This is a genomic window from Curtobacterium sp. RIT-PI-V (genome assembly GCF_025642935.1).
Taxonomy (GTDB): domain Bacteria; phylum Actinomycetota; class Actinomycetes; order Actinomycetales; family Microbacteriaceae; genus Curtobacterium.
The window spans coordinates 169,351-194,096 of record NZ_JANZKM010000001.1 but is presented as its reverse complement, the minus strand read 5'-3'; the positions used below and the strand labels follow the sequence as shown (position 1 = coordinate 194,096).

Annotated in this window: 33 protein-coding genes; 9 read left to right on the top strand and 24 right to left on the bottom strand. The window is 69.5% G+C overall.

What is annotated here, in order from left to right; genetic code table 11:
• Positions 1 to 35: 35 nt before the first annotated feature.
• Both OGL88_RS00995 and OGL88_RS00990 read right to left on the bottom strand, forming a co-directional pair.
• Positions 36 to 1,007 (bottom strand): NAD-dependent epimerase/dehydratase family protein, encoded by a 972-nt coding sequence (locus tag OGL88_RS00995; RefSeq protein WP_263055327.1) that lies wholly within the window; start codon positions 1,005 to 1,007, stop codon positions 36 to 38.
• Positions 1,007 to 1,495 carry a DUF4126 family protein gene (locus tag OGL88_RS00990; protein ID WP_123671330.1) on the bottom strand — a complete coding sequence of 163 codons (489 nt, stop codon included), beginning with the start codon at positions 1,493 to 1,495 and terminating at the stop codon, positions 1,007 to 1,009. Before OGL88_RS00990 ends, OGL88_RS00995 begins: the two co-directional genes overlap by 1 nt.
• Positions 1,496 to 1,602: 107 nt before the next feature.
• Between OGL88_RS00990 and OGL88_RS00985 the strand changes: the two genes are divergently transcribed.
• Positions 1,603 to 2,253, top strand: a complete 651-nt coding sequence (locus OGL88_RS00985) for an SDR family oxidoreductase (RefSeq protein ID WP_263055328.1) — start codon at positions 1,603 to 1,605, stop codon at positions 2,251 to 2,253.
• A gap of 27 nt (positions 2,254 to 2,280) precedes the next feature.
• Here the strand turns inward: OGL88_RS00985 and OGL88_RS00980 are convergent, their stop codons facing one another.
• From OGL88_RS00980 to OGL88_RS00955, 6 genes are all read right to left on the bottom strand, one after another.
• Complete coding sequence (locus tag OGL88_RS00980) at positions 2,281 to 3,273, bottom strand: matrixin family metalloprotease (RefSeq protein WP_263055329.1); 993 nt, start codon at positions 3,271 to 3,273, stop codon at positions 2,281 to 2,283.
• Between the two features lie 125 nt (positions 3,274 to 3,398).
• Complete coding sequence (locus OGL88_RS00975; RefSeq protein WP_263055330.1) at positions 3,399 to 4,490, bottom strand: fatty acid desaturase family protein; 1,092 nt, start codon at positions 4,488 to 4,490, stop codon at positions 3,399 to 3,401.
• A 96-nt stretch (positions 4,491 to 4,586) separates the two neighbouring features.
• Entirely contained in the window at positions 4,587 to 5,303 is a 717-nt protein-coding gene (locus OGL88_RS00970; protein ID WP_263055331.1) for a GAF and ANTAR domain-containing protein, read from the bottom strand.
• 12 nt (positions 5,304 to 5,315) lie between these two features.
• Positions 5,316 to 6,014, bottom strand: coding sequence for a GAF and ANTAR domain-containing protein (locus OGL88_RS00965; RefSeq protein WP_263055332.1), 699 nt, complete (start codon positions 6,012 to 6,014; stop codon positions 5,316 to 5,318).
• 118 nt (positions 6,015 to 6,132) lie between these two features.
• On the bottom strand, positions 6,133 to 6,300 hold the full coding sequence (locus tag OGL88_RS00960) for a hypothetical protein (protein WP_263055333.1): 168 nt from the start codon (positions 6,298 to 6,300) through the stop codon (positions 6,133 to 6,135).
• 149 nt (positions 6,301 to 6,449) lie between these two features.
• Positions 6,450 to 7,151: an SDR family oxidoreductase gene (locus tag OGL88_RS00955; protein WP_263055334.1), complete on the bottom strand. Its 702-nt coding sequence runs from the start codon at positions 7,149 to 7,151 to the stop codon at positions 6,450 to 6,452.
• Positions 7,152 to 7,247: 96 nt separating this feature from the next.
• Between OGL88_RS00955 and OGL88_RS00950 the strand changes: the two genes are divergently transcribed.
• Positions 7,248 to 7,643 carry a MerR family transcriptional regulator gene (locus OGL88_RS00950; protein WP_131877865.1) on the top strand — a complete coding sequence of 132 codons (396 nt, stop codon included), beginning with the start codon at positions 7,248 to 7,250 and terminating at the stop codon, positions 7,641 to 7,643.
• A gap of 145 nt (positions 7,644 to 7,788) precedes the next feature.
• Here OGL88_RS00950 and OGL88_RS00945 read toward each other — a convergent pair whose 3' ends face one another.
• On the bottom strand, positions 7,789 to 9,015 hold the full coding sequence (locus OGL88_RS00945; protein WP_263055335.1) for an FAD-dependent monooxygenase: 1,227 nt from the start codon (positions 9,013 to 9,015) through the stop codon (positions 7,789 to 7,791).
• Between the two features lie 35 nt (positions 9,016 to 9,050).
• Here OGL88_RS00945 and OGL88_RS00940 point away from each other — a divergent pair, with 35 nt between their 5' ends.
• The gene (locus OGL88_RS00940; protein WP_263055336.1) at positions 9,051 to 9,614 is read left to right on the top strand and encodes a MarR family winged helix-turn-helix transcriptional regulator; all 564 of its coding nucleotides are present in this window, start codon (positions 9,051 to 9,053) and stop codon (positions 9,612 to 9,614) included.
• On the opposite strand, the gene OGL88_RS00935 is transcribed toward OGL88_RS00940, so the two are convergent.
• The 3 genes from OGL88_RS00935 to OGL88_RS00925 form a co-directional block, all read right to left on the bottom strand.
• A complete protein-coding gene (locus OGL88_RS00935) occupies positions 9,615 to 9,872 on the bottom strand; it encodes a hypothetical protein (protein WP_263055337.1) in 258 nt (85 codons plus the stop codon).
• 121 nt (positions 9,873 to 9,993) lie between these two features.
• The gene (locus OGL88_RS00930) at positions 9,994 to 10,644 is read right to left on the bottom strand and encodes a dihydrofolate reductase family protein (RefSeq protein ID WP_263055338.1); all 651 of its coding nucleotides are present in this window, start codon (positions 10,642 to 10,644) and stop codon (positions 9,994 to 9,996) included.
• A 17-nt stretch (positions 10,645 to 10,661) separates the two neighbouring features.
• Positions 10,662 to 11,384 (bottom strand): SDR family NAD(P)-dependent oxidoreductase, encoded by a 723-nt coding sequence (locus OGL88_RS00925; protein ID WP_263055339.1) that lies wholly within the window; start codon positions 11,382 to 11,384, stop codon positions 10,662 to 10,664.
• A 138-nt stretch (positions 11,385 to 11,522) separates the two neighbouring features.
• On the opposite strand from OGL88_RS00925, the gene OGL88_RS00920 reads away from it, so the two are divergent.
• Positions 11,523 to 12,923 (top strand): hypothetical protein, encoded by a 1,401-nt coding sequence (locus OGL88_RS00920; protein ID WP_263055340.1) that lies wholly within the window; start codon positions 11,523 to 11,525, stop codon positions 12,921 to 12,923.
• 23 nt (positions 12,924 to 12,946) lie between these two features.
• Here OGL88_RS00920 and OGL88_RS00915 read toward each other — a convergent pair whose 3' ends face one another.
• The 4 genes from OGL88_RS00915 to OGL88_RS00900 all read right to left on the bottom strand — a co-directional run bounded on the left by OGL88_RS00915 (position 12,947) and on the right by OGL88_RS00900 (position 16,408).
• Positions 12,947 to 13,516 (bottom strand): manganese efflux pump MntP, encoded by a 570-nt coding sequence (locus tag OGL88_RS00915; protein WP_263055341.1) that lies wholly within the window; start codon positions 13,514 to 13,516, stop codon positions 12,947 to 12,949.
• Between the two features lie 345 nt (positions 13,517 to 13,861).
• Positions 13,862 to 14,716, bottom strand: coding sequence for a LamG domain-containing protein (locus tag OGL88_RS00910; RefSeq protein WP_263055342.1), 855 nt, complete (start codon positions 14,714 to 14,716; stop codon positions 13,862 to 13,864).
• Complete coding sequence (locus OGL88_RS00905) at positions 14,713 to 15,597, bottom strand: S26 family signal peptidase (RefSeq protein WP_205463455.1); 885 nt, start codon at positions 15,595 to 15,597, stop codon at positions 14,713 to 14,715. Before OGL88_RS00905 ends, OGL88_RS00910 begins: the two co-directional genes overlap by 4 nt.
• Positions 15,598 to 15,754: 157 nt before the next feature.
• Entirely contained in the window at positions 15,755 to 16,408 is a 654-nt protein-coding gene (locus tag OGL88_RS00900) for a hypothetical protein (protein WP_263089322.1), read from the bottom strand.
• A 174-nt stretch (positions 16,409 to 16,582) separates the two neighbouring features.
• On the opposite strand from OGL88_RS00900, the gene OGL88_RS00895 reads away from it, so the two are divergent.
• Positions 16,583 to 17,029, top strand: coding sequence for a MarR family winged helix-turn-helix transcriptional regulator (locus tag OGL88_RS00895; RefSeq protein ID WP_263089321.1), 447 nt, complete (start codon positions 16,583 to 16,585; stop codon positions 17,027 to 17,029).
• Between the two features lie 28 nt (positions 17,030 to 17,057).
• Here OGL88_RS00895 and OGL88_RS00890 read toward each other — a convergent pair whose 3' ends face one another.
• From OGL88_RS00890 to OGL88_RS00870, 5 genes are all read right to left on the bottom strand, one after another.
• Positions 17,058 to 17,618, bottom strand: a complete 561-nt coding sequence (locus OGL88_RS00890) for an MOSC domain-containing protein (RefSeq protein ID WP_263055227.1) — start codon at positions 17,616 to 17,618, stop codon at positions 17,058 to 17,060.
• A gap of 42 nt (positions 17,619 to 17,660) precedes the next feature.
• Positions 17,661 to 17,975, bottom strand: a complete 315-nt coding sequence (locus OGL88_RS00885) for a DMT family transporter (RefSeq protein ID WP_263055228.1) — start codon at positions 17,973 to 17,975, stop codon at positions 17,661 to 17,663.
• Positions 17,975 to 18,322: a DMT family transporter gene (locus OGL88_RS00880; RefSeq protein ID WP_263055229.1), complete on the bottom strand. Its 348-nt coding sequence runs from the start codon at positions 18,320 to 18,322 to the stop codon at positions 17,975 to 17,977. The genes OGL88_RS00885 and OGL88_RS00880 overlap by 1 nt, the downstream gene beginning before the upstream one ends.
• Positions 18,319 to 18,933 carry a TetR/AcrR family transcriptional regulator gene (locus tag OGL88_RS00875; RefSeq protein ID WP_263055230.1) on the bottom strand — a complete coding sequence of 205 codons (615 nt, stop codon included), beginning with the start codon at positions 18,931 to 18,933 and terminating at the stop codon, positions 18,319 to 18,321. Before OGL88_RS00875 ends, OGL88_RS00880 begins: the two co-directional genes overlap by 4 nt.
• Before the next feature lie 70 nt (positions 18,934 to 19,003).
• Entirely contained in the window at positions 19,004 to 19,864 is an 861-nt protein-coding gene (locus OGL88_RS00870) for an alpha/beta fold hydrolase (RefSeq protein ID WP_214545976.1), read from the bottom strand.
• An 87-nt stretch (positions 19,865 to 19,951) separates the two neighbouring features.
• Between OGL88_RS00870 and OGL88_RS00865 the strand changes: the two genes are divergently transcribed.
• From OGL88_RS00865 to OGL88_RS00855, 3 genes are all read left to right on the top strand, one after another.
• Complete coding sequence (locus OGL88_RS00865) at positions 19,952 to 20,452, top strand: CGNR zinc finger domain-containing protein (RefSeq protein WP_263055231.1); 501 nt, start codon at positions 19,952 to 19,954, stop codon at positions 20,450 to 20,452.
• Between the two features lie 113 nt (positions 20,453 to 20,565).
• A complete protein-coding gene (locus OGL88_RS00860) occupies positions 20,566 to 21,345 on the top strand; it encodes an alpha/beta fold hydrolase (protein WP_263055232.1) in 780 nt (259 codons plus the stop codon).
• A gap of 75 nt (positions 21,346 to 21,420) precedes the next feature.
• Positions 21,421 to 21,753: a hypothetical protein gene (locus OGL88_RS00855; protein ID WP_263089320.1), complete on the top strand. Its 333-nt coding sequence runs from the start codon at positions 21,421 to 21,423 to the stop codon at positions 21,751 to 21,753.
• Positions 21,754 to 21,855: 102 nt separating this feature from the next.
• Here the strand turns inward: OGL88_RS00855 and OGL88_RS00850 are convergent, their stop codons facing one another.
• From OGL88_RS00850 to OGL88_RS00840, 3 genes are all read right to left on the bottom strand, one after another.
• On the bottom strand, positions 21,856 to 23,166 hold the full coding sequence (locus OGL88_RS00850; protein ID WP_263055234.1) for a nucleotide-binding domain-containing protein: 1,311 nt from the start codon (positions 23,164 to 23,166) through the stop codon (positions 21,856 to 21,858).
• A gap of 2 nt (positions 23,167 to 23,168) precedes the next feature.
• On the bottom strand, positions 23,169 to 23,759 hold the full coding sequence (locus OGL88_RS00845) for an SLATT domain-containing protein (RefSeq protein ID WP_263055235.1): 591 nt from the start codon (positions 23,757 to 23,759) through the stop codon (positions 23,169 to 23,171).
• Between the two features lie 198 nt (positions 23,760 to 23,957).
• Positions 23,958 to 24,245 carry a hypothetical protein gene (locus OGL88_RS00840; RefSeq protein WP_263089319.1) on the bottom strand — a complete coding sequence of 96 codons (288 nt, stop codon included), beginning with the start codon at positions 24,243 to 24,245 and terminating at the stop codon, positions 23,958 to 23,960.
• An 87-nt stretch (positions 24,246 to 24,332) separates the two neighbouring features.
• Here OGL88_RS00840 and OGL88_RS00835 point away from each other — a divergent pair, with 87 nt between their 5' ends.
• Positions 24,333 to 24,599 (top strand): hypothetical protein, encoded by a 267-nt coding sequence (locus OGL88_RS00835; protein WP_263089318.1) that lies wholly within the window; start codon positions 24,333 to 24,335, stop codon positions 24,597 to 24,599.
• Positions 24,600 to 24,746: the final 147 nt, after the last annotated feature.

The window sequence follows — 24,746 nt, the reverse complement described above, 5'->3', positions numbered from 1 at the left end:
CGCCCACGGTGAAAGGGGGGAGGACCGTACCTCCCTCAGACGACGAGGGGGCCGGCGACCTCGAGCTGGTCGTGCTCGACCTGCCAGCGGACGGCGTCGAGCACCGTCTGTTCGGCGGTGAACCCGGGCGCGTAACCGAGCAGACGGCGGGCCTTCTCGACGCTGAACACCTGGCTGCGTGACAGGTGCTCCCAGCTCGCGCCAGCGTGCTCTGGAGTCGTGGTCTCACGGAACCGGTTCCAGCTGACGGGGTCGAGCCGGGCCTCCTGGCCGAACCACGACGCTGCCAGGTGGGCGTACCCACGCGCGGTGAGCGCCGTCGGGGCCGTGATGAAGAAGTCCTCGCCGGCCGCCGCCTCGCGGTGTTCGACGGCGAGTTGGAAGGCCTGCGCGACGTCGTCCGCGTGCACGTGGGCCATGGTCTCGGCGCCGAGACCGGGGACCTCGATCGCCTCGCCGGCGGACAGCCTCGTCAGTACCGACGGGTCGAGGTTGCCGAGCGGACCGATCGGCATCCAGCCCGGACCGCTGATGTGACCGGGGTGCAGCGTCGACGTCACAAAACCCCCTGACGCGGTTTCTTCTTCGAGCATGCGGGCGATCGCGTCCTTCTGGACGCCGTAGTCGCCGAAGGGCGGCGTGAAGTCGTCCTCGGTGATCGGCAGGACACGGGATGCACCCGCGCGCCAGATCGAGCCGCAGTGCACGAGGTGCGAGCCGGACCCGCGCAGGGCTGCGACCAGGGCTTCGGCGGACGGGACGGTGAAGCAGACGAGGTCGACGACGGCGTCGGCGCCGAGCTCGGCGATCCGCGCTCCGAACGTGCCGTCGCGGTCCTCCTGCTCGCGGTCCGCGGTGACGCGTTCGACCTGCTGCCACTCGGGGGAGTCGGCGTAGGGGGTGCTGGTGCCGCGACTGACGGCGACGACCTCGTGGCCGGCGCGGACGAGGCGGGGGACGAGGAACGTGCCGATGTGGCCGGTGGCTCCGATGACGACGATGCGCATCAGTCGGCGGTGATGACCTTCACGGAGCCGGCGATGGTCGCGGCGTCCTCGGCGAGCGCCACGACCGGGTCGGGCAGGCGGGTGGTGGCGCCGACGAGCTTGCGGGCACCCCAGCCGACGAACGACCCGACGATCGCACCGACGCCACCGAGGATCGCGCCCTCGATGCGCAGGTCGCGCTTGCCGGTCGTGCCGAGCGCTGCGCCGACGAGCGCACCGGACCCGATGCGGCCGATCAGGCCGGCGGGGGAGATGCGGTTCGGGGTCATCGGCAACTTGTCACCGATGAGTTCACCGACGGCCGAGGCGACGAGGAGTCCGCGGCCGAGCGGGGTGCTGAAGACCTTCCAGTCCTGCCACGACCCCTTCAGCGAGGACCGGTCGTGGTTCAGCGCCAGCACCGCGAGTGGGGTGGCGCTGCGGCCACCGCTCAGGATGCCGAGCACCAGGGTGCGGACCAGGGTGTGCTGCTCGTGCTGCGTGCTCATCGTGTCTCCAGTCGTGATCAAGTCCGACCGTACGCACGCGGGCCGCGAGCGCTCCGAGGGTCCTCACGGACTGCGGGTACTGAGCCGGCCCGAGTAGCGTCCGGCGCATGAGCAACGTCATCGTCTTCGGCGGCCACGGCAAGGTCGCACTCCTCACCACCCGCATCCTCAGCGACCGCGGCCACTCGGTCACCTCGGTCATCCGCGACGCGGACCAGTCCGACGAGATCCGTGCCCACGGCGGTGAGCCGTTGGTCGCGGACATCCAGCAGCAGTCCCTGACCGACTTCGCGGAGCTCGTCCACGGTCACGACGCCGTCGTCTGGTCCGCCGGTGCCGGCGGCGGCTCGGTCGACCGCACGTGGGCGATCGACCGCGACGCCGCGATCCTGTCGGTGCAGGGTGCGAAACAGGCCGGGGTCGACCGCTACGTGATGGTGTCGTGGTCCGGGTCGCAGCTCGACCACGGGGTGCCGCAGGACGACGACTTCTTCGCCTACGCCCAGTCGAAGGCGATCGCCGACGCCGTGGTGCGCGACTCCGGTCTGCAGTGGACCATCGTGGCACCGAGCACCCTGACGGACGACGACGCCACCGGCTCGGTCGACTGGGCGGGCTCGTCGAGCGACGTGCCGCGCGGCGACGTCGCGCACGTGATCGCCGACGTGCTCGAGAACCCGGGCACGGCCGGCAACACCATCCGGTTCAACTCGGGCTCGACCCCGATCGCGGACTTCCTGCGCGCCGACGCGGTCTGACGACGGGCCGCAGCGAGCAGCCGCGCCTCAGTAGATCGCCGCGATGCCGGTCATGTCGCCGAACCCGAGCGTGCGTGAACCGGTGTCGCAGTACCCGCCGGACGGCTCCATGACCTGATCGGTGCCGGTCTGCACGTGGCCGAGTCCGTACAGGTGTCCCCACTCGTGGGTGGCGACGGCCTGGGTGTCGAACCGGGTGCCCGAACAGGTCGCCGTCGAGCTCCAGTTGTAGCTCGTGGCGTACCGCTGGTCGGACTCCTTCGCGATGCCGTTGCCGTCGTACCAGACGCACGTCACTCCGAGGGTGCCGGCGGGCAGCTTGCCCCAGCCGACGACGCTGTAGCCGTTGCTCGCCGTGCAGCCGCCCTTGTCGGTCAGTCCAGGGGCCTGGGTCGCGAGGCGGACGTAGGAGTTCCGCGCCGACGAGGTCACGGTGCGGCCGCACGACGTGATCGTGCCGGTCCAGGTGTTCGCCGCCTTGCGCAGGGCGTCCTTGGCGTACGACGACTTCTGGCCGGACTCGTTGTAGTACCACTTCACGGTGGTCGACCAGCGGTACCCGTTCCGTGCGTTGGCCGTGCTGGTGCACTTGGTGGTGGCCGCGGTCGTGGCGCTCGGCGCTGCGGCGCTGGCTGCTGCGCTCCTCGCCTGTTCGCGGCGCACCGCCGGTGCCGAACCGCTCCACGCCTCGTCGATGCGGACCGCGACACCCCCGGTACCGGTGTTCGCGATGACGACCTCCGCCAGCTCGGGAGCACCCGGCGCCGCGGAGCTGCTCGCCATCACGCTCTCACCGGGGGCCGGCACGGCGAACGTGCGGCCGTCCGGCAACACGACCGTGCCGGACGCCACCGTGCACCCCGTCCGGAGCGTCTGCACCGAGAGCGTCCCCGCGGCGCAACGGCTGCCGGCCGCCGACGCGCTCGGCGCCGCCGCCTGCGCGGGTGCCGCCGTGGCGGTGAGGCCGACGACGAGTGCGATGACCGCCCCGGTGGTGAGCGTGTTCCTGACAGGACGCATGGTTGCCCTTCCCGCGGCGAGCACCTGTGCCCGCCGTCCCTGATCGGGTCCATGCTCGCCGATGGGTACCCGTCAGGTCCAGGGCTGCGCCAACAGGACAGGCCGGGCTCCGCCGTCGCGGTGGGTCAGCGCAGCCGTTCGACCATCGGACACGCGAACGGGTCGCGCGCCGCCAGACCGACCTCGTTGAGGTAGCGGACCACGATGACGTAGGAGTGCACCAGGGTGGTCTCGGTGTACGGCACGCCCTGGTCGGCGCAGTACCTGCGGACCATGTCCCGGGCCGCGCGCAGGTTCGGGCGCGCCATGCTCGGGAACAGGTGGTGCTCCACCTGGTGGTTCAGCCCACCCATGAAGTACTCGACCCACGCGCCGCCCCCGATGTCGCGCGAGGTCAGGACCTGGCGCGAGAAGAAGTCCACGCGGCGGCCGGGTTCGATGACGGGCATGCCCTTGTGGTTCGGTGCGAACGCGATGCCCATGAGGAACCCGAACACGGCGAGCTGCACGCCGAGGAACGCGAAGGCCATGCCGACCGGCAGGCACCAGAACACGACGCCCAGGTAGAGCACGAACCGCCCGACGAAGACGGATCCCTCGGCCCACCGCCGCTTCACCGGGCCGCGGCTGGTGTACGTGCGGATCGACTGCCAGTGCAGGTTCACACCCTCGACCAGGAGCATCGGGAAGAACGCGTACCCCTGCACGCGGACGAGCACGCGCAGGAACCCGGTTCGCCTGGCAGCGTCCTCGGGCCGGAACGAGATCGCGTCGAACGAGATGTCGGGGTCCTTGCCGACGGTGTTCGGGTTGGCGTGGTGGCGGGTGTGCTTGTTCATCCACCACGCGTAGCTGATGCCGGTCAGGAACGTGCCCGCGTACCGGGCCGCTCGGTCGTTCCAGTGGTGCGACGCGAACACCTGTCGGTGGGCGGCCTCGTGCGACAGGAACGCGAACTGCGTGAACAGTGCGCCCAGCACGCCGGCCACGATCAGCTGGTACCAGGAGCCGCCGAGCACGGCGAACGCCCCGCCCGTGACGCCGAGCAGCACGGCGAGCACGGCGATGAGGCCCCAGTACCAGCCCGTACGGCGTCCGAGCAGCCCGGCGGAACGGACCTGCGCCAGCAGCGCGGTGTACGTCGAGGTGGTGTCGCTGCGGGGTGACCGGCGTTCGGTCTTCCGGTAGCCTGTCGGTACGACCAGTTCGTCGCCCATGGTTTCCTCCTGGATCCAGTGCTGCGGCTGCAACCGGGGTCCGGGGCTACGACTTGCTGGTGATCGTACGCCGGCCCGGACCGGGGACACACGGGATCAGGCGGGGAGGACCAGACGGCGTTCGACGATCGCTCGGGCGACGTCGGCGAGGCGCTCCTGGTTCGACCGCGCGTACTGCCGCAGCAGTTCGAACGCCGCCTCGGTGTCGACCGAGTGCGTGTACGCCACGAACCCCTTGGCCTGCTCGATCACGACCCGGCTGTCGAGGGCCCGCTGCAACTGCGCCTGCGTCAGGGCCGCGTGTTCCAGGGTCCGTTGCTGCAGGATGCTGATGGTCGCGACGTCGGTCAGGGCCTGCGCGGCCAGCGCGTCGTCGTGGTTCAGCTCGCCCTCGGTCTCGCGGAACAGGTTCAACGACCCGAGCGTCGTGTCGCGCAGCCGCATCGGGATCGCGTGCACCGACGCGTACCCCGACTCGGCGGACGCGGCGGCGAACGTCGGCCACCGACGGTGCATCTCCGCCTGGTCACTGACCGACACCGGTCGTCCGGTGGCGAAGCACTCCACGCACGGACCCTCACCGGCGTCGAGCTGCAGGAGCCCGACGAAGCTGGACCGCTCACTGGTCGACGCCACGACCTCGAGCTCCTGACGCGGGTTGGCGAGCAGGATGCCGGCCGCCGAGGCGTCGAAGATGTCGACGACGCTGTCGACCAGGTTCTGCAGCAGGTCGACGACGTCGTACTCGTCGACGAGCGTGTCGGTCAACCTGACGAAGGTGTCGATGAGTCGATGCTCGCGGGTCGGTGCCATGGTGCGTGCTCCTCAGTTCTCGGAACCGTACGGCCGGGCGAGGTCGATGCGGCGAGCGATGACGTCGTTCGAGACGTCGCGGACGGTGCGTTCGGTGGCGAAGGCGTGCGCCTGCAGCACGAGGAGGGCGTCGGTGACGTCCACCCCGAGCTGTGCTGCGACCATGCCGGTCGCCTGGTGCACCTCTCGTCGGGAGTAACGGCTCGTGTCCATGTCGGCGCGGCCGTCTGCGGCCGCGGCGAGCAGCGCATCACGGAGCACCCGACGGGCCGCGACCTCGGTGAGCTCCACCGCGCCGCGGATCTGTCCCACGGTCAGGGTGCGTTCGCGGTCCACGGACAGGTCGACCGCCCCGACCGGGATCGTCCCGATGCGCATCGGGAACGAGAAGACGGCGCCGACCCCTGCCCGCAGGAGTTCCTCGCGCGCGACAGGCCACGCCGGGTTCAGGGTGCGGGACAGGTCCGGCTCGAGCACGGGCCGGTGGTTGGTGAGGGCCTCCCAGCAGGGTCCCTCCCCGAGGTCGAACTGGATCTCGTCGATCCGCTCGGCGCGCGCATCGCTCGCGCACACCGTCGCCGACCCGAGTGGGTTGCCGAGGGTGGAGATGCCGACCCCGGTCACGGGCAGCGTCGTCAGGAACGGCGGGCACATGTCGGTGCCGTCGGGTGCGCCCTGCAGTGCGGAGACTGCCGTCGTGAAGTCGTTCATCGCGAGGAAACCGTCCGGGTCCGTGTGGGCGGGGCTGATCCGGTCCCCGCGTGCTGCAACGCTAGCGCAGTGCCCCGCGGGCGTCGCCCGCCGGGTACGCCGAGTCGCGCGGTCACGGTCAGACCGCGCTGACGCGCGGCGGCTCCGGCGCGGAGTGGCTCTGCTCCGCGGGGACGTCGTCGTACTTCGCCGCCGCCGTGGGCTTGCCGAGCTCGGTGGGCAGGCCGGAGGCCACCACACTCGTGAGCGCGAGCGGCGTCGAGGCCGCCTCGGACTGATCCGTCATGATGACTCCCTCGGCGGCTCCCCGCGGGAGCTCGAGAGGATCTCGGACTCGGTACGGCGACACCGAGCGCCAGTCTGGGGCCCGCGGATGTGCGCACTCCCAGCCGCGACCCGGCGCCGGGGCTCCACCACGCCCCGGCACCACGCCACTCAGGCGAACTGCGCGTAGAACGCCGACGGGTCCTGCGACAGCGACGCCTTCACCCCGCGGCTCCACTCGTCGACGACGACCTCGGCCGCCCCCCGCTCGACGCCGTCCAGCGCGGCCCGCGCCACGTCGGCCGGGTCGACCTTCGGCCCCTCGTAGCCGTCCATCATGTCGGTGTCCGCTGCGCCGAGGTGCAGCCCCTGCACGCTGATCCCCTTGCCCGCGAGCTCCAGCCGCACCGCGTTCGTCAGGTTCCACTCGGCGGCCTTCGCCGCCGCGTACGCGCCGGAACCCGGGTAGACGAACCAGGACAGTGCGGACAGGACGTTCACGATGCCGCCGCCGCCGTTCCGCTCGATCACCGGCGCGAACGCCCGGATCATCGCGAGGTTCCGCCAGTAGTGCGTGTCCATCTCGCGGCGTGCATCGGTCAGGTCGTCGGTGAGCAGCGAGCCCGTCGTCGAGATGCCCGCGTTGTTCACGAGCAGGGTGACGTCGCCGGCGGCTGCGGCCGCCGCCTCGACCGACGCCTGGTCGGTGATGTCGAGCGGCAGCGCCACGACGCCCTCGATGTCCACGAGCTCGGGTCGGCGTGCGGTCGCGTAGACCTTGGTGGCGCCGCGCTCCAGCAGCTGCAGGGCGAAGCGGCGTCCGATTCCCCGGTTCGAGCCCGTGACGAGTGCGACCGATCCAGCGATGTCCATGGTGTCTCCTCCTGCCGCGCGGGTGTCTCCCGCAGCGGCTCGGTTACGCTAAGACCTCACATCCATGTCAGGGGCAAGCCCCGGATCGGAGACCGCATGCGGATCGGCGACCTCGCCGCAGAGACGGGCGCCAGCGTGCGCTCACTGCGCTACTACGAAGAGCAAGGACTGCTCACGGCGTCGCGGACCACCAGCGGGCAGCGCGTCTACGACACCCCGGCGGTCGAACGCGTGCAGCTCGTGCAGCAGCTGTTCGCCGCCGGTCTGCCGAGCCGCACCATCGTGCAGCTGTTGCCGTGCGTGGACAGCGGGCACGCGACGCCGGAGTCGTTCGCGCTGCTCGTCGCCGAGCGCGACCGGATCACGGCGCAGATGGCGGAGCTCGAGGCCGCGCGCGGCCGGCTCGACGAGGTCATCGCCATCAGCGAGCACCCGACTGCCGAGCACTGCCCGGCGCTGCGCGAGCCGGCAGACGGAGCGGTCGCGGCCTGAGACGTGGTGCGGGACGGACGGGAGGCCCGTGGCGGGTCCGCCACGGGCCTCCCGTCCCTCACGTCGACCGTCCACCAGCCGCAGTCGGCCCGGTCAGGCTCCTGACGGTCCGATCCGCGACGCGGATCGCGCGGCGATCGGAGCGCTACTCCAGGTGCGCGTAGTCCGGCAGGTCGATGGCGTCCGCCGGAGGTGTGAAGAACCGATCGCCGAGCCGACCGATGAACGGCGTCGAGGCGACCCGGACCGCAGCACCGAACGCAGCGATCCCGAGTCGGCTCTTCGGGTTCGCGACCCGCGGGACCCCTGGCGGGAGCTGCTGCGCCTGCGCGACGTACGGCCGCATGATGCGCTCGTAGCCACGGAAGGCGTCGCGGTGGTCGACGTGGGCGGCGAGTTCACCGGCCAACACGTACGCCCCGGTGAGCGACAGACTCGTGCCCATGCCACTGACCGGTGAGGCGCAGTAGGCGGCGTCGCCCACGAGCGCGACCCGACCCTCGGACCACCGCGGCGCACGGACCTGCCCGATCGACTCGGAGTACAGGTCGCCGGCGGCGTCGATGCCCTCGAGCACACGACCCGCCTCCCACCCGGCGTCCGCGAACACGGTGCGCAGGCGTCGGCGCTGTTCCTCGATCGTCCGTCGTTCGGAGCCGGCGCGCTCCCGCGTCCGGTCGGTCACGAACGACAGCGTCGCGCGGATCGTGCCGTGCGGGTCCGGCCGGAGCGTGACGGACCGCCCACCTGGCGCGTTGTACCAGCGCCACCAGTCGTCGTCCGCGTCGGTCCGGGGGATCGTCGCGTAGGACGTCTCGAGGCCGAGGGACCGGATCTCGGGCCCGTCGCCGAAGACCAGACGCCTGGTGCTCGACCCGATGCCGTCTGCTGCCACCACCAGGTCGAACCGCTCGTCCGCGGCGTGCTCGAACTGCACGGTCACGCCGTCGCCGGCGCCGCCGTCGTTGTCCGCGATGCCGGTGATGCGGTCGCCGAACCGGTACTCGGTGGTGTCGGTGGTCCGGCTGACCAGCAGTTGCGCCAGGTCACCGCGCAGGATCTCGAGCTCCGCGGTGGCGCCGCCCGAATCCGTGGTGCCCGCCGGGAACTCCGCGATGACCGAACCGGAGCGGCCGATGAACCGCGTGCCGACCTCACTCGTCGTGGCGGCACGGATGTCGTCCTCGATGCCCATCCGCCGCGACACCTCGCGCCCGGCGCCCCGCACGTCGACGTTCTGGCCGCCGGTCCGGAGCTCGGGGGCGCGCTCGACGATCGTCGTCTCGTAGCCGTAGCGGTGCAACCAGTACGCCAGGGCGGGCCCGGCGATGCTCGCACCGGAGATGAGGACGCGTTTGCGGTCGGTCGACATGTTGCCTCGAATCTTGATTACCAATGAGATTGGCAATGTACACGACTACCATCGACCTCGTGCCGCACGACGAACCGACAGCGCCCACCGACGGACGACGAGACCGCGACGCCCGGAGCGACCGCGACGACCGACGCGACCGCGAAGCGGCCCGCCGTGACGGACGACCGCTGCCCGACGACGACATCCGCGCTCGGGTCCAACAGGTCGGGGTCCGCCAGCAGCGGTTCGAGCGACACCTCGCCCGGGCGCTCGACGTCGACGCGGCCGGGCTCGAGGCGATGGACCACCTCATCAGCCACGGCCAGTCCACCCCGACCGAGCTCGCGCGGCGACTGGAGATCTCCACCGCAGCGATGACCCTCGTGCTCAACCGACTCGAGTCCGCCGGCCACGTCACGCGCGAGCGGCACCCCAGCGACGGCCGCAAGCTCGTCGTCACCGCGGCCGAGCGGTCCTCCGACCGTGCGTACGACCTGGTGCTGCCACTGATCGAGGGGATCGAGGACGTCGTCGCCGACATGGACGACAGTGAACGCGCCACGGTGCAGGCGTTCCTGGACCGCCTGATCGGGATCTACGACGACGCGATGGACTGATCAGTCGACTCCGTCGGGTGACCACGGTCGCTCACCGAGGCTCCACCGCGCCGTCGCCTCGACCTGTGCCTTCGCACTCTCCAGGCTCGTGTGGTCGCCGAAGACCTCGCCCGACCACCCACGGACCTCGTACCGGTTCGTGAAGACGACGGTCCCGATGTGGGACCGGCCGGAGCGGGCTTCCCACCGGCCGACTTCGAGCGCGGTCCAGCTCGTCGGGTCGTGCTGGTGTGGGAGATCGGTCTGCGAGGAGGACATGGCGTTTCCGGTCGGCATCGGACGAAGGGATCGTGCCGGCAGCCGGGGGCCTGGGTCACCTGCGGTCGACGGTAGTCCCCGGCCGACACGACGGCTCAGGTTCGTCCGCCGGCCCGTGCGATCAGCGCGCCACCCGCGTGAACGTGCGGTGCACGACCGCCGACGGCGACGCGACCGTCTCGACGGCGAAGCGCTCCTCGATCCCCTCGAGTCCGTCCCAGAGCCGCTCGCCCCGGCCGAGCACGATCGGCACCTCGACCAGGTGCATGTGGTCGACCAGATCGGCCTGCAGGAACTCGCGGACGGTCTCGACCCCGCCACCGATCCGGACGTCCCGGCCCGGTGCGACCTGGCGGGCGAGCGCGAGCGCCTCCGCCGGGGTCGCGTCGACGAAGTGGAAGGTCGTCCCGCCCGCCATCTCGAGGGGCTCGCGCGGATGGTGCGTGAGCACGAACACGGGCGTGTGGAACGGCGGTTCGTCGCCCCACCACCCGGTCCAGCCATCATCGGGCCACGGTCCGCGCTGGGGTCCGAACTTGTTCCGCCCCATGATCTCGACACCGATTTCCGGTCCCCAGGCGCGGGCGAACTCGTCGTCGACATCGGTGGTCCCGCCGGACGCCCCCTGCATCGCGCGGAAGGTCGCGGTGGCGGCGAACCACCCCATGAGTCGACCGTCGGCGTGCCCGAACGGCCGGTCGACCGACTGGTCGGCTCCGGCGCCGTACCCGTCGAGCGAGATCGCGAAGTTGTGGACCCTGACCGTCGACATGCTGCTCCAGTCCTGCTTCAGAGGGTGATGCCCGTCGCCGCTGCCAGGGCGTCGACGAGCTGGCGGCGGAACTGCGGGTCAGCGACCGCCTGGTGCGGCTCGTGCCGCTCTCCGTGAAACCAGTAACCGCCGCTGACGGTTGCGTCGGGGTCGGTCACGAGGGCCTCCTGCGTGCGGTGCCCGAGCTCGAGGTCGTCCGACGCCCCCGCGCCGCCCATCTTGGTCGGCACCCAGCCCGGATCGACGGCGTTGCTCAGGACGCCGGGCCGGCGCCCTGCCACCTCGGCGGCGAGCGCGGTCACGAAGAGCTTGGTGTCCGAGTACGTGTTCGTTTCCGCGGTGCCGTCCCAGTCGACGCCGTCCAGTCGGGGGCGGCCGCCGCGGTGCATCCCACTGCTCAGGTACACGTGCCGAGTCGGCGCGTGGAGCAGCGCGGTGAACAGGTACGGGGCGACGACGTTGACCGGGATCAGCGCACGGCCGGAGATCAGGCCGGCGTTGTGCACGACCGCGTCGATCGGGTCGCCGGCGTCGAGGTCGCGCGCGGCGGCGATCACGGCGTCGCGGTCGGACAGGTCGGCGACGACGAGGGTGGCGCCACGGTCGAGCAGGTCGGCGATCGCCTCCGCACGTGCCGTGCTCCGGGCGTGCACGACGACGTCGTGCCCGTCGCGGAGCAGGGTGTCGGCGGTCGCCCGCCCGAGGCCGTCGGTCGAGCCGGTGACGAGGATGCGGGACATGTGGCCATCATGCGCCGGGTGGCGGAGGCGTGTGCGGCCGGTGGACCAGCAGCAGGCGGACGGGAGGCGCGGTGCGGGCCCGCCGCGCGCCTCCCGTCCGTTCTCGGCCCGGCCACACGGCTGCAGTACGGTCGCAGCATGAGCAGCTTCCTCGACCCCGCGGATGCCGTCGCCGTCGGCGACGCGACGATCGTGCCGGACGCGACACGTCCGGTCGCAGCGGTCGTCACGGGCGAGGACGTGCGGTGGGTGACGTGGCCCGACGCCCCGTTGCCCGACGGTGCGGTCGACGGCGTGCGCGTCCTGGCGACCACCGAGGGTGGGTGGATCGTCTACGAGTCGAACGGTGACGGTGGCGACGCGGTGTCCCGGTCCGCCGTGCACGTCACGCCGACCGGTGTGACGACCGCGGTCGACCTCGGGGATCGCCAGCCGCTCGGTGCCGACGTGGACGGGTTGTGGATCAGTGATCCACGACCCGCGTCGATGTGGGACGGAGACGACGAGGACGAGGACGTGGACGTCGATGCGGATGCCGACGGCTCCGACGACTCCGACGCCGACGATCCGCTCGACGGCGTCGACCCGGAGACCCTGCCGTGGGCGCCGGCCGAGCCGTTCTGGCCGACACCGGAGGAGTGGGCGGCGACGGTCGAGGCCGAGGCGGCCGCCGAGCACGATCACGACGACCCGGAACTACTCGACGACGAGGACGACGGTGGCCCGTACACCTGGAGCATCGGCTTCGGTGACGAGTCCGAGGGCTTCGTCCCGTCGATGGAGCCCGTCGCGGACCCGGGTCCGCCACTGCCCACCCCGGCGACCGACCTCGTGCTCGTGCGACCGGACGGCACCCGCGCGACGATCGCTGTCGACCACCTGGTCGAGGGCGTCGGTCGCGAGGGCTCGGTGCTGACCGTCCGGTACGCGCCCACCGGGCCCCGGCGGATCCCGGACACCACGGGCGGGCTGCTGTACACGTACCAGTACCGCGAGGTCGACGTCGACCTCTCCGACGGTCTGCCGACCACCATCACCACCGATGACCTGCCGGCACGAACGGTGGTCGACGACGAGGACGAGTCGTCGTGGGAGGCCGATGAAGCACGGCTCGAAGCGGCTCGCGCCCCGTGGATCGAGCGGCTCGACATCACCGGGGTCGAGGGCGCGCGGTGGCCCCTGCACGACACGGACGAGTCGACGAAGGAGCAGGCGGTCGCCGCACTCGTCGGGGTGTTCGATTCGCTGGCCGAACCGGGGATCCTGTGGACCCGCGAGCACCCGGAGCCCCGCCGTGCGGCGAGCGGCTACCGGGCCGTCGAGGTCGTCGTCGAGGGGGAGTGGCCGGCGACCGAGGTGGTCGTGTCGTTCGAGCACAGCGACGTGCCGTACCTGCGGCTCCGTCGGCGCTACCGGGTGTTCGACGAGGCCGGCCACGTCGAGGACTGGACGTACGTGACGGTGTACCTCGAGGAGGACATCGCGACCCGGGACATCCCTGCGCGTGACGCCGCCGTGGACGGCGTCCTCGACATCTGACGAATCGCGCCCGTTCCGCGGCCTCAGCCGATGACGCCCGTGTGCTCGAGCACGATGTTCACGCCGATCAGGATGAGGACCACACCGCCGGCGATCTCGGCCGGCTTGCCGAACCGGGCGCCGACACGGCGCCCGACGACCACGCCGGCGAAGGACAGCACCGCCGTCGTCACACCGATGAGCAGCACCGCGCCGCCGATCGACACCGGCAGGAACGCCAACGTGACCCCGACCGCGAGGGCGTCGATGCTCGTGGCGACCGCCAGGACCAGGAGCTCACGGATCGGCAGGCGGTCGGTGTCCTGCTCGGTGTCCTCGTGCTTCGAGAACGCCTCCCACAGCATCTTGCCGCCGATCAGCGCGAGCAGCCCGAACGCGATCCAGTGGTCGAAGGACGCGATGGAGCGGGCGAACGCCGACCCGAGCAACCAGCCGAGCAGGGGCATGAGCGCCTGGAACGCACCGAACGTCAGCGCGATGACGAGGGCGTGCCGCACGTCGAAGCGCTTCATGTGCAGGCCCTTGCCGAGGGCGACGGCGAAGGCGTCTGCGGAGACGCCGAGCGCGATGAGGAAGAGGGCCCAGAACGACATGGGGGCGGCGCCTTTCGAGACGGTCGGACGGAGACGCCGACGTCTCAGGACCTGTCGATACTGGCACGGTACTCAACACGAAAAGGCCTGATCAGCGGTATTCGTCGCGCCGAATCCGGGGGTTGGTGCGCCCGCCCCGGTTCCTGACGGAAGGCCCGCGGCGGTGCCGGACAGCGTGACGTTCCACGACACCCCGCCCGCGTTCCGCCGAGGTTCCGATCGGGGCGCTGCACGCCGGTGAGGTTCCGAGATCTCGGAACCTCACCGGCGGGGTGGGCGCGACCGCGGGCGGACGGGAGGCCCGTGGCGGGCCCGCTTCGGGCCTCCCGTCCGCCCTGCGGCGCGTCAGCGACCGGCTGCTGCGTGCGCGGCGACCTGGCTCGCGGACAGTTCCGTCCCGTAGACGGCCGCGTACCGCATGGACCCGGTGAAGTAGGCGTTGGCGGGCGAACCCGGCCACCCGCCGATGGTGTCGTAGCCGATCCGGAACCAGCCGGTGTAGTTCTCCGGCGTCTTGTACGCCGTGTTCGAGGCGACGAGCGTGCCGTCGACGTACAGGCGCATGCCGTTGGTCGGCGACATCGTCGTCACGGCGTGGTGCCACGTGCCGTCGGTGTACACCTTGGGCGAGGTGACGACCTGGGTCGTGCCGTTGTAGGTCCCGAAGACGAGCTGTCCGCTCGTGTTGAGGTAGAGCTTCCGGTCGTGCTGCCCTGATCCGCCGGTCTGGCTGCTGCCGAAGCCGATGAGCTGTCCACCGGCGACCGTGGTCTTGAACCAGACCTCTTCGCTGAAGGTCGTCGGGTTGGCGTACGAGGTCGGGGTCGAGACGTAGCTCGTCGAACCGTTCAGGACGTAGGCGCTGCCGCTGTCCCGCGGGCAGGCGATCGGGGTCGTCGTGGCCGTGGTCATCGAGCCCTGGTACGTGCCGTTCGCACCGCGGCCCGACGAGTCGGTCGCGGTCTTCGCGTTCGTCGACTCGGTGAGCCGGTAGGCGAAGAGCGCGTTGGCGGCATCGGCGGTGACGGCACCGGTGCAGGTGAAGTACGGCGCGGTCGCGGCGGTGTTCGTGTCGTTCCGCACGGTGGCGCTGTAGGCGGAGCGCGTCGGGGCGAACTGGTTCAGCAGGACGACGACGGCCAGGGCGACCACGAGCAGGAGGGCGACGACACGGCCGTCACGCAGGCGACGGAGGATCACGATGCGCGCACCGCCTCGACGCGTCCGACGGCCAGGCAGGCGACGAGCGGCACCAGGCACACGGCGATCAGCGCCACCCACCCGAGCGGGTCGAGGTCGATGTTCGAGGTCAGCTGGTAGTGCCCGTTCTTCGTGAGTTCGTGGATGACCACGCGGCCGACCTCACCGTCGACCAGGTGCACGGTGTTGCCGCCGTGGGCGTCGATGCGCACCGGGAAGATGCCGGACGAGATGACGGTGGCCTCGACGCCCGTCGGGCTCGAGGTGTTCGTGATGGTCGTCACGTTGACGAAGGGCTTCAGGACGAACGCCGCATAGGAGACCGTCAGGGCGGAGCCGGCGATCCGGAGGCAGGTGCGGGTCACCCGGTCGGTGAAGGCACTGGTCAGGGTGAGGATCAGCAACGTGCCGATGAGCAGGATCGGCGCGGCGCGGAACAACCAGCCGAGGTGCGGGACCAGGAGCGCCGGGGTGCCGATCACGTCGGCCTGCGACAGCGTCCACGGGTCGACCGCGCCGTTCACGTCGCCGCGGGTGTGCAGGCCGCCGTCGGCGTCGATCGCGATGATGCGGTGCGTGTAGACGACGTCGGGGTTCGCGGAGGTCTCGAACGAGACGACGTCGCCGACGTGCAGGGTGCTGACGTCGACCGGCAGGTCGAGCACGAGGGTGCCGACCGGGGCTGCTTCACCCATCGAGGGCGTCTCGACGACGAACCAGCGGCCGCCGGCGGAAAGGAAGAGGACGGCGGCGGTGAGCAACACGGCGGCCACCAGCGCCAGCAGCCAGGCGAGGGCGGTCTCGGAGCGAGTGACCGCGCGGCCCCGGAGGACCGGACGGTCGAGCGTGCCGCTGAGCGGGATCGCTGCGGTCTGGCTCATGTGCTGCTCCTGCGGCTCGGGGGGTTCGGCTCAGCGCTCGCTGCGCTTGGTGGAACGGGGGTGGCGACGCTCGGCCGGAGGGGGGTCGGTCGAGCGTCGCCGGTCTGGGGTCACGGGCTCGTCACGGGGCGGCTGGGGGCACCGACCCGGGGCGGGATCAGGCCGTGAACGTCCAGGTCATGGGGACCGAGGCCGCGAGGCCCTGGTAGGTGTTGCCCGCCGAGGAGTCGAGGGTCACCGCGAAGTTGAACGGGACGCTCGCACCGGCTGCCGGAGCGGCCGGCATCGTGAAGGCCGAGGCCGCCGCGCCCTTGAAGCTGGCGAGGGTGCCGCTGAAGACCGTGGTCGAACCCGAGGTGATGACGAGGTTCATCTTGGCGCAGAGGTCGGTCGCGGTGCCGTTGGCCGAGCCGTTCGCCGACTGGGTGCAGGTGGCGCCCGGGTTCAGCGTGAAGGTGCTGGCGGCCGCGGTTCCGGTGTTCTTGATCGAGATCGCGGTGTTCACCGTGTTGCCCGGCGTCATCGTCGTGCTGCCACCGAACTTGTTGATCGTCGAGCAGGTCGCGGAGTTCGTCGAGACCGAGCCGCCGTCGGTGCTGAGGCAGGTGACGGTCGCGCCGGCGTTCTGCTCCTGCATGATCAGCGTGCCGCTGCCGGCGGTGTTGCTGCTGTTCGTGATGCTCGCCGCGAACCCGGACAGGGTGCCGGTGAGCGAGAGGGAGAGGAGCACGGCGGCGAAGATGCCGGCGAGGAGCGCCACGGGGGCGAAACGGATCCGCTTCAGCGCGGAGGTGCGGAGCTTGGTGGACACGGTGTACCTCATCGGTTCGGTGGTTCGCAGTGGTTGGGGGAAGCAAGTCACTCGGGCTGATTTGCTTCAATCATTAAGATAGTCATTGCTTGACCAAGTTAGCCACTCGCACAATTACCCCAGTGCGGGGGACGCTCCCGCCCCCCGGGTTCCCGACATGCAAGGATTCCCCCCGTGACCCCCGCCGCACCCGACGACGCCGCCGACCTCATGGCCGCGTTCACCGCCGTCGTGCGCGCGAACGCGAGCCTGGTGAACCAGCTCAGTGCACGGGCCGGTGTGCACGAGAACGCCCTCCGAGCACTCGTGCTCATCAGCGACACCGGCTACTCCACGCCGACGGAGGTCGCCGGGTACCTCGGCCTGACCTCAGGCGCGGTGACGAACATGATCGACCGGATGAGCACCGCCGGACTGCTCGAGCGCGCGCCGAACCCGAACGACCGGCGTGGGTCGTTGCTGCGGCTGCTGCCGGCCGGCGACGATGTCGTCGCGGACTACCGGCAGCGCTACGCCGCCATGCTCCGGGCGGTCGACGGCGCGCACGGCGGCGAGCTGCACGAGGTGCTCAACGACCTGGCGACGAGTCTGTACCAGCAGGCCGCGGCGGCGGGGGAGTAGGGGCCGAGCCTGGGCGCTCGGGTGCTCGTCAGACCGGCTGCAGCGCCTGCTGCTCGCCGGCGGGGAGCTCGACGCGGATGCGGTCACCCGTCCGGACGACACCGCCGGTCACGACGACGCTCATCACGCCGCCCTTCCGCACCACCGACCCGTCCTCGTCCCGCCCGAGCACCTCGCGCAACAGACCCGGTTCGAACCCGTTGATCTGCTGGCACGGGTTCCGCAGGCCCGTCACCCGGACGCACGCCTCGTTGCCGAGGTGCAGTACCGTCCCGGTCGGCAGGCCGAGCAGATCGACACCGCGGGTCGTGACGTTCTCGCCCATCTGGCCCGGCTCGAGGTGGTACCCGGCCTGAGCGACCTCGTCGAACACCTCGGCGTGGAGCAGGTGGACCTGCCGCAGGTTCGGCTGCGAGGGATCCCGCGCGACACGAGACCGGTGCTGCACGGTCGTGCCGGCGTGGGCGTCGCCCTCGATGCCCCACCCCTCGACCAGCGTCACCTCGTCGACGACGGGCTTGCTGAACCGATGGACGCTGTCGCGACTCACGGCGATCACACGCGGCTGCTCGTCACGGTTGTCGGTCATGGTGCGATTCTGGCGCAGGTTCGGTTTCGACGCAGCCCCCGGTCAGTGTCCGAGTTCGACCAGGAACACCCCGGCGATGATCAGCGCGATGCCGCCGAGCATGAGCGCCGTCAGCGGTTCGCGGAAGAGCACCCTGCCCAGGATCGCGGTCAGTGCGACGCCGGTCGCGGCCCAGATCCCGTAGGCGACACCGATCGGCAGGCCGAGCGTCAGGGCGACGGCGAGCAGGCTGAACGCGACGAGGTACCCCGCGACGACGGGCACGAAGAACACCTTCTTGCCGTCGGTCGCGAGCTTGAGGCTGATCGTCGCACCGACCTCGGAGACGATCGCGACGGCGAGCAGGAGCCAGGCCATCAGAACGCCCCCCGCTTCCGTGCGGCGAGGGCTCGCTGCGAGCCGATCTCGACCAGGAGCACCCCGGCGGCGATGAGCGCGATGCCGACGACCATGGTCAGGGTCAGCGCCTGCCCGAACAGGACGGCCGCGAGCACCGCGGTCAGGGCGACGCCGGAGGCTCCCCAGATGCCGTAGGCGACCCCCACCGCCATGCCCGCGCGCAGCACCAGGATCAGCATCGCGAACGCGGCGACGTAGCCCACGACGACGAGTGCGTACCACCCGGGCTGGTCGACGGCAGCCTGCATGGAGAGCGCCGCCGTGACCTCGGCGGCGATCGCGGTCCCGAGGAACAGCCACTTCATGCGTCGCTCCCGTCCGCCAGGGCCGCGATCGCCCGTGCCGCGACCCGGACGGTGGCCTGTGCGGCTGTGTCGTCCCGGTCGGCGAGCCACGTCGAGCTGATGCCGTCGGCGGTCGCGATGAGCAGCCGGACGACGTGCTCGACCGGCACTGCCCAGCGGATGCCGTCCTCGGCGGTCCACTCGTCGACCTGCTCGCGGACGGCGTCGAGGTACGCGTGCTGCTCCCACGCGGCCAGGTCCTGCAGGTCGGGGTCGCGTCGTGAGTGGGTGACCAGCTCGACGACGGCGAGTGCGGTCGCTGGATCGTCGCGCGTCTGCGCGAGGTGGGCCGACAGGCCGGAGGCGATCCGGGCCTCCAGGTCGAGCCGCGTGACCGGCGGTGCGAACGCGACCGCCATGGCCGTGCGGAGCTGGCGTTCGAGCACTGCTCGGAAGAGCGGCGCCTTCGATGCGAAGCAGTAGTGGAAGGCGCCGTGCGGCAGGCCGGCGCGGGCGGTGACCGCGCGGGTGGTCACGGCGCTGATGCCGCCGTCGCGCAGGACGGCGATCGCGGCGTCGACGAGCTGCTCGCGTCGTTCCTCGACGCTGCGGTGCTCCTGCTGGAGGGTCATGATCCGACCGTACCGCCGTACTTGGCCAGGTGGCCAAGTCTGACGGTCGATCGTCAGACTCGGCGCCCGGTCATTCGTCGGCGAGCCACTGCCGGATCGTGGTCACGACGCGATCGAGGTCCGACTCGAGCAGGAAGTGCCCGCCGTCGAGCAGGTCGATCCGCGCAGTGGGCACGTCCTGTCGGAATGCCCGGGCACCCGCTGCGGCGAATATCTCGTCGTTCCTGCCCCAGATCGCGAGCACGGGAACCCTGGACGCACGCAGCCAGGCGTGCACGTCGGGGTAGAGCGCGCGGTTCGTCGCGTAGTCGCGGAACAACGCCAGCTGCACGTCGTCCTGCCCCGGTCGCGCGAGCAGGGCGAGGTCGTGCTCCCAGGCGTCCGGGTCGACCGTCGTCGGATCCGGAACCCCGTGGGTGTACTGCCATTCGACTGCCGCTCGCCCGAGGGCCGGACGGAGCGCGTCGCGCGTCACGTCGGTGCGCTGGGCGGCGTCGGCCCAGATCGGATCCCAGAAGTCGGGGACGAAGCCGTCCTCGTAGGCGTTGCCGTTCTGCGAGATGACCCCCGTGACCGCGTCGGGGTCGGCGAGAGCGAGGCGCCATCCGACGGGAGCGCCGTAGTCCTGCACGTAGATCGTGTACCGGTCGACTCCGATCGTTTCGAGGAACCGCCGGGTCGTCTCGGCGAGGGCCGCGAACGAGTAGTCGAAGTCGTCGACGGACGGTGCCGAGGAGCGCCCGAAACCGATGTGGTCCGGCGCGATGACGCGGTACCGATCAGCCATCGCCGGGATCAGGTGCCGGAACATGTGCGAACTCGACGGGTACCCGTGCAGCAGCAGGAGGACGGGTGCATCCGACGGCCCGGCCTCGCGCCAGAAGACGTCGAGTCCGTCGACGGACACGGTGCGGTGATGAACAGCGACCATGACTAACCCCTTTGGATTGTTTTACTGGTTACCACGACGGTAGCATGGCCACTGCGCACCGGACGGTGCACGGGAAGGCATGGACCGGTGGACCACGACGAAGCACTGCTGCTCGAGGTGCTGAACAGCGCACCCGTGGTCGACGGACGCCAGACCGACTCCCTGGAGGGGTCGGGCGCAGCGGCGCTGGCACGGGACTGGGGTGGGACCGGCACCGCTACGGAACGCGAACAGCTCCGTCGTGCACGTGATGCCGTTCAGTCCGTCGTCCGTGGCGACACGGCCGCGGCCGTCGACGAGCTCACGCGCATCGTCGACGGAACCGTGCGGACCCCGCACGTCTCCCGCGACGGCGTCGCCTGGGAGCTCCGGACCGACGACCCGGACCACCGGTTGCCGGTACGGGTCGTGCTCGCCTGGTCGGCCGTCAGCGCTCGCCTACCCGGGCGGCTCCGCGCCTGCGCGAACGATGCGTGCAACCTGTTCCTCGTCGACCACAGCCGCCCCGGCACCGCGAAGTGGTGTTCCATGGCGACCTGCGGGAACCGGATGAAGGCGCGGGCGTACGCGGGGCGGGCTCGGGGCTGAGATCCGCGATCGCTGTGCAGTGCGACCATTGCGAGTGAAGTATGGCCGAAATCGGCAGCGAAGTGCCCGGAGAACGACCGGCTGTCGATATGGGCGACTCATAGGCTTACCAGGTGATCACGCGCGTTCTCGGTTCTGGTCGTCCGCTCGTCGCCCTCCACGGGTTCGGTGTGGACCACCGCATCATGCTGCCACTGGCGGACGCGGTGCAGGACCTGCCCTGGCGGATGGTGTTCCTCGACCTGCCATGGGCCGAAGCCGCCGCGGCGACCGCGACCGCGAAGAGCGCGGTCGACGTGGCCGACGAGGTACTCGCCGAGATCGACCACCACCTCGGCGACGAGCCCTTCGCCGTCATCGGGAACTCGTTCGGCGGCATGATCGCCCGACACGTCGCGCACGAACGCCGAGACCACGTGCTCGGCGTCGCGACCCTGGCAGGTGTCGTGCATCCGGTGCACGCAGACCGTGCCGTCCCCCCGCGCACCGTGCTGCACACCGACCCGTCCGTCCTCGAAGATGCCGGTGACGCTCGAGAAGCGTTCGAGGAGGTCAGCGTCATCCAGGACGCGGCCGCGTTCGCGGCGTTCGAGCGGTACGTACTGCCCGGGCTCCGCGGCTCCGACACGGCGGTGATGGACCGCATCGCCACTGACTACGCGCTGGAGGCCGTCCCGGAGGAACGCCATCGGGAGCCGTTCATCGCGCCGGCGCTGCATGTGTTCGGTCGGCAGGACGACGTCGTCGGGTACGAGGACGGGCTTGCACTCCGGGACCACTACCCGCGAGGGAGCTTCGTCGTCCTCGACGCCGCTGGACACAACGTGCACCTCGAGCAACCCGAAGTCACGGCCGCCCTGGTCCGCGACTGGCTCGCACGCATCGACCGGTAGGCCATCGATCAACGGACAGGAGCGACGCTCGGTGCGGGCGAGCGTCCCGATGATCTCGGGCGCTAGCTTCGAGTGGTGGACGAGATCTTGGAAGTGTCAGAAGTCATCGCCCTGCTGCGGCCGATGTTCCACTTCATGCTCACGACCCCCGAACTCGCAACGCTCACGGTGGAGATCGTGTCGATCGACGACGTCACCGGCCCAGCGCTGGACGGGGACGATCTCGTCGAGCAGAACAGTGCCGTGGTCCGCTGGCGCATCCTGCACGAACGCGGTTGGTCCGGCGGCTTATGGGTCGAGGACGGCCCTGACGCCCTCGTTCGCAATGTGCAGAGCGATCTCCAAGACTTCATTGCGGAGAGCGAACTCGGGTGGGGTCAGCTCAGAGGGCCTCGCGACTTACCGTGATCTCGACCAGATCGTCACGGTGGAGCAGACAGCCCGTCCGGTAGACAATTGGCTATCGGGCCGCGGCTCGGTTTAGGAAGTAGCGCTGATGGCCGGATGGTCTCAGACGTCCACAGTCGTACTGATTGGAACGTCGATGCGGTCGCGAGCCACCACGATTCCATCCTTGACGACGTAGCACTCCACGATGTGTTCGCCACGGAAGCTTGAACTTTCTTTCCGAATACCGGGCTCTGTCGAGTCAATGATGTCGCCGCGGATCATTCGGCGTTTCTCCGCTTCCGAACCCTGGTTGAGCACCTTCCACTTCAGCACATAAGGCTCCGAAGCCGAGCAGCTCTTGACCTGAAACTTCATGCGCTTGCCAGCCAAAAGCGGGTCTCCGACCCGTCTCATCGAGCGCAGCCACGTCGGGCGCCAACCCTTCTGAGTTACCTCGCAGTCGATGTACACGCTCGCGGTGATGTCTACCGGGTAGTGATCCTCGATGAACTCTTCGGCGCCGATATACGTGGCACTGGCAGATGCCTTGAGGGTGCCTCCGGGTGCTGTTAGGGGCACACCGGTACCGAAGACCTCACGCCACTTCTTGACTGCCGCGGTCTTACCCTCGAGTTCGATGGCAGAGACGCAGCGGTTGTAAGCCTTCTTTGCCTTGGCCTGAAACTTGGCCTTGACGTGGACACGCTGGCGGCTTCCGAGCGCCAGGTAGTAGTCCTTCTCCGGCTCATGCATGAGGAACTCGAAGAAGTCTCTGGACATGACATCAAAAGAGCCGGTCTTGGCAAAATCGAACTCGCTGGTTTGCGCGAAGAAGTTGTTGACCAAGGTGTCGATGACAAGGCCACCGAGATTGACACCGTTTGTGTTTTTCCAGGCCCGTGTCATCCGCGCGAGATGACGCATGTTCGTCGAAGTGCGATCGTTGCATTCCTTCGTCTCGGCAATTTCCGCGCGCGGTTTTGTCGTCTTCCAGGACTCCGCTTTGGTGTCGGGGTAGTCAAAGCTGCCATCTTCGTTCTCGAACGCTGGCTGAACCTCAAACTTGAACGCGTCAGACACGAACTGCACGCGAACAACGCACTGGTCGACGCGGATATCCGTGTTCGTGTACCGCGCCGTGAGGACGTCGCGCACGCGCTCGAGCATCCGGCGAGGGCCGTTGGCCTCGCTGTAGTCACCACGCAGGCTCGACGGCAGGATGAAGATCATGTCGAGGTCGGAGATAGACCTGATCGCAGTGTGGCGTCCGAACGAGCCGATCATCAACTTGTACTCGACCGAGGCGTCCTTATCTCGAAAGTTCTTATTTAAGGCCTTCGTGATCTCGTCCCGGCGCGATCGGACCGTCTTAGCCTTTTCCCCCACCTTGAGGTTCGCCAGCAAGCCGTCAAAAATCTGATCGGTTTCCATCCTCAGACCTGGCTTTCGTTAAGCCGCAACGCCTCGGGAAGCAAAAGGTCGAGCTCGCGGGAGGAGAACGTCAGCTCCTCGTTGTTCTTGAGGCCGTCCTGCGCGCGCTCGTACGCCTTCGAGGTGGTACGGGGAGCAGAGGAGTAGACATCGCGCGAAGCTTCCTGCAGCTCATCGCGGCGGACCCGTGCTTGGGGGTCCGTGATCTCGTGAGACATTAGGTCGGCGATGAGCGAAACATATGACTCGCGTACGTCCCACAGTCGCGACGCAGTGTCCCGGTGGGCTTCAGCCTCTTCATGGAAACGAAATGTTTTCGATCCCAGCGAGACCCAGGTCACCAGGACAGCGATGGTAGACGTCGCGAGGCTGGTAACCGTGGTGCTGGCGAACGGACTCACCACGGCGACCAAGAACGTGCCAGAGCTGACCGCGGTCAGAGCGATGAGTACGCCCTGCTGCCAACGATGCTTAGTGAAGCAGATGTCCGCTTGCTTCTCCTGAGTCTTGTGAGAGTACGCGACTCTTCCAAAGGCCTCGCGAACCTGGGCGAGCAGGTGGTGGCTGGCGGCTGGCGGCCGTGAGATCCTCATCGGTCTATTCACTCCACTCGATCCTCGATACCTAGAACGCACGCGTTCATCGGATGCGCTCGGTTGAAGTATGTCGGTAACCACAGACATAGCGGCGCTGCGCAGTGTGTCTGCGAGGTGAGCGCCGTAGTCAGAGGCCCGACCGTTGGATGGCTCGGTAGACCGTTGATCGGGCGACCGGCTAACGGACGCCAAGAGTCATGTGCCTGGGTAGTGGACCTCGACCTTGCCGCCGAGCTCCCTAGCGAGGTGTTCGCTCAAGCGTTGTCCCTCGGCATACCACTCCGCATCACGTTCCTTCGAGACGAGCCACGGCTGATTCATTCGCGCGTGGTCGAGGTAGTAGTCGGTCCAAGCGCGGAGCTTCGAGGTGAGCCCGGGCGACAGCCCGAGCGATGACGGGGTGAGCATGCCGTCGTCCCAGAGCGGCCACCGGGCTTCGTAGTCGCAGAACATGTTGATGCGACGGCGCTCCGAATCGACCATGCCGACAACGTAGCCGCGACCGGACATGGATCGATCACTGGACAGCAGTCTGGACGCGCTCAGACCCGTCGGAACAGTTGCTGTCCAGTGATCGATGAGTCACCGGACGCCGCTAGTGGAGAGTTGAATGCACGCATGTTGTCCCGTATTCAGCCTCGCGTGCTCGGCCTTGCGATCGGCGTCGGGGCTCTGGTTGCGGGACTCGTCATGGCCGTCCTCGGCGCCGGCGCCGGCGTCGGTTACGTCGGGCTCGTAGCCGGCGGGCTGGTCATCGCTGCGATGGGACTGCTGGCGGCAATCGTTGGTGCGATCGGCTTCGCCCGACACGGGTCCGCCCGAACCGAGCGTGAGTGAACTAAGTGAATATGAGCGACTGATAGCCGTGTCCGGTAGTCCATCGGTAACTGAGACAGGCTACGCGGCCGGGTGTAGTTCATAGCTTCCAGACAGACATCGTCCGGAACATGTGAGCGGCGCCTCTGCCGTCTAATGAACAGGCCG

Bases quoted from the DNA above. Each gene is read 5' to 3' on its own strand.
- OGL88_RS00930 (WP_263055338.1), bottom strand. From the start codon at position 10,644: ATGTCGACGGTCAGGGTCCACAACTTCGCGATCTCGCTCGACGGGTAC.
- OGL88_RS00870 (WP_214545976.1), bottom strand. From the start codon at position 19,864: ATGGTCGCTGTTCATCACCGCACCGTGTCCGTCGACGGACTCGACGTC.
- OGL88_RS00970 (WP_263055331.1), bottom strand. From the start codon at position 5,303: ATGGCACCGACCCGCGAGCATCGACTCATCGACACCTTCGTCAGGTTG.
- OGL88_RS00990 (WP_123671330.1), bottom strand. From the start codon at position 1,495: ATGAGCACGCAGCACGAGCAGCACACCCTGGTCCGCACCCTGGTGCTC.
- OGL88_RS00975 (WP_263055330.1), bottom strand. From the start codon at position 4,490: ATGGGCGACGAACTGGTCGTACCGACAGGCTACCGGAAGACCGAACGC.
- OGL88_RS00885 (WP_263055228.1), bottom strand. From the start codon at position 17,975: ATGGCCTGGCTCCTGCTCGCCGTCGCGATCGTCTCCGAGGTCGGTGCG.
- OGL88_RS00915 (WP_263055341.1), bottom strand. From the start codon at position 13,516: ATGTCGTTCTGGGCCCTCTTCCTCATCGCGCTCGGCGTCTCCGCAGAC.
- OGL88_RS00985 (WP_263055328.1), top strand. From the start codon at position 1,603: ATGAGCAACGTCATCGTCTTCGGCGGCCACGGCAAGGTCGCACTCCTC.
- OGL88_RS00875 (WP_263055230.1), bottom strand. From the start codon at position 18,933: ATGACCCTCCAGCAGGAGCACCGCAGCGTCGAGGAACGACGCGAGCAG.
- OGL88_RS00980 (WP_263055329.1), bottom strand. From the start codon at position 3,273: ATGCGTCCTGTCAGGAACACGCTCACCACCGGGGCGGTCATCGCACTC.
- OGL88_RS00950 (WP_131877865.1), top strand. From the start codon at position 7,248: ATGCGGATCGGCGACCTCGCCGCAGAGACGGGCGCCAGCGTGCGCTCA.
- OGL88_RS00850 (WP_263055234.1), bottom strand. From the start codon at position 23,166: ATGGAAACCGATCAGATTTTTGACGGCTTGCTGGCGAACCTCAAGGTG.
- OGL88_RS00845 (WP_263055235.1), bottom strand. From the start codon at position 23,759: ATGAGGATCTCACGGCCGCCAGCCGCCAGCCACCACCTGCTCGCCCAG.
- OGL88_RS00890 (WP_263055227.1), bottom strand. From the start codon at position 17,618: ATGACCGACAACCGTGACGAGCAGCCGCGTGTGATCGCCGTGAGTCGC.
- OGL88_RS00955 (WP_263055334.1), bottom strand. From the start codon at position 7,151: ATGGACATCGCTGGATCGGTCGCACTCGTCACGGGCTCGAACCGGGGA.
- OGL88_RS00965 (WP_263055332.1), bottom strand. From the start codon at position 6,014: ATGAACGACTTCACGACGGCAGTCTCCGCACTGCAGGGCGCACCCGAC.
- OGL88_RS00925 (WP_263055339.1), bottom strand. From the start codon at position 11,384: ATGTCCCGCATCCTCGTCACCGGCTCGACCGACGGCCTCGGGCGGGCG.
- OGL88_RS00905 (WP_205463455.1), bottom strand. From the start codon at position 15,597: ATGAGCCAGACCGCAGCGATCCCGCTCAGCGGCACGCTCGACCGTCCG.
- OGL88_RS00940 (WP_263055336.1), top strand. From the start codon at position 9,051: ATGTACACGACTACCATCGACCTCGTGCCGCACGACGAACCGACAGCG.
- OGL88_RS00995 (WP_263055327.1), bottom strand. From the start codon at position 1,007: ATGCGCATCGTCGTCATCGGAGCCACCGGCCACATCGGCACGTTCCTC.
- OGL88_RS00920 (WP_263055340.1), top strand. From the start codon at position 11,523: ATGAGCAGCTTCCTCGACCCCGCGGATGCCGTCGCCGTCGGCGACGCG.
- OGL88_RS00935 (WP_263055337.1), bottom strand. From the start codon at position 9,872: ATGTCCTCCTCGCAGACCGATCTCCCACACCAGCACGACCCGACGAGC.
- OGL88_RS00880 (WP_263055229.1), bottom strand. From the start codon at position 18,322: ATGAAGTGGCTGTTCCTCGGGACCGCGATCGCCGCCGAGGTCACGGCG.
- OGL88_RS00840 (WP_263089319.1), bottom strand. From the start codon at position 24,245: ATGGTCGATTCGGAGCGCCGTCGCATCAACATGTTCTGCGACTACGAA.
- OGL88_RS00945 (WP_263055335.1), bottom strand. From the start codon at position 9,015: ATGTCGACCGACCGCAAACGCGTCCTCATCTCCGGTGCGAGCATCGCC.
- OGL88_RS00960 (WP_263055333.1), bottom strand. From the start codon at position 6,300: ATGACGGATCAGTCCGAGGCGGCCTCGACGCCGCTCGCGCTCACGAGT.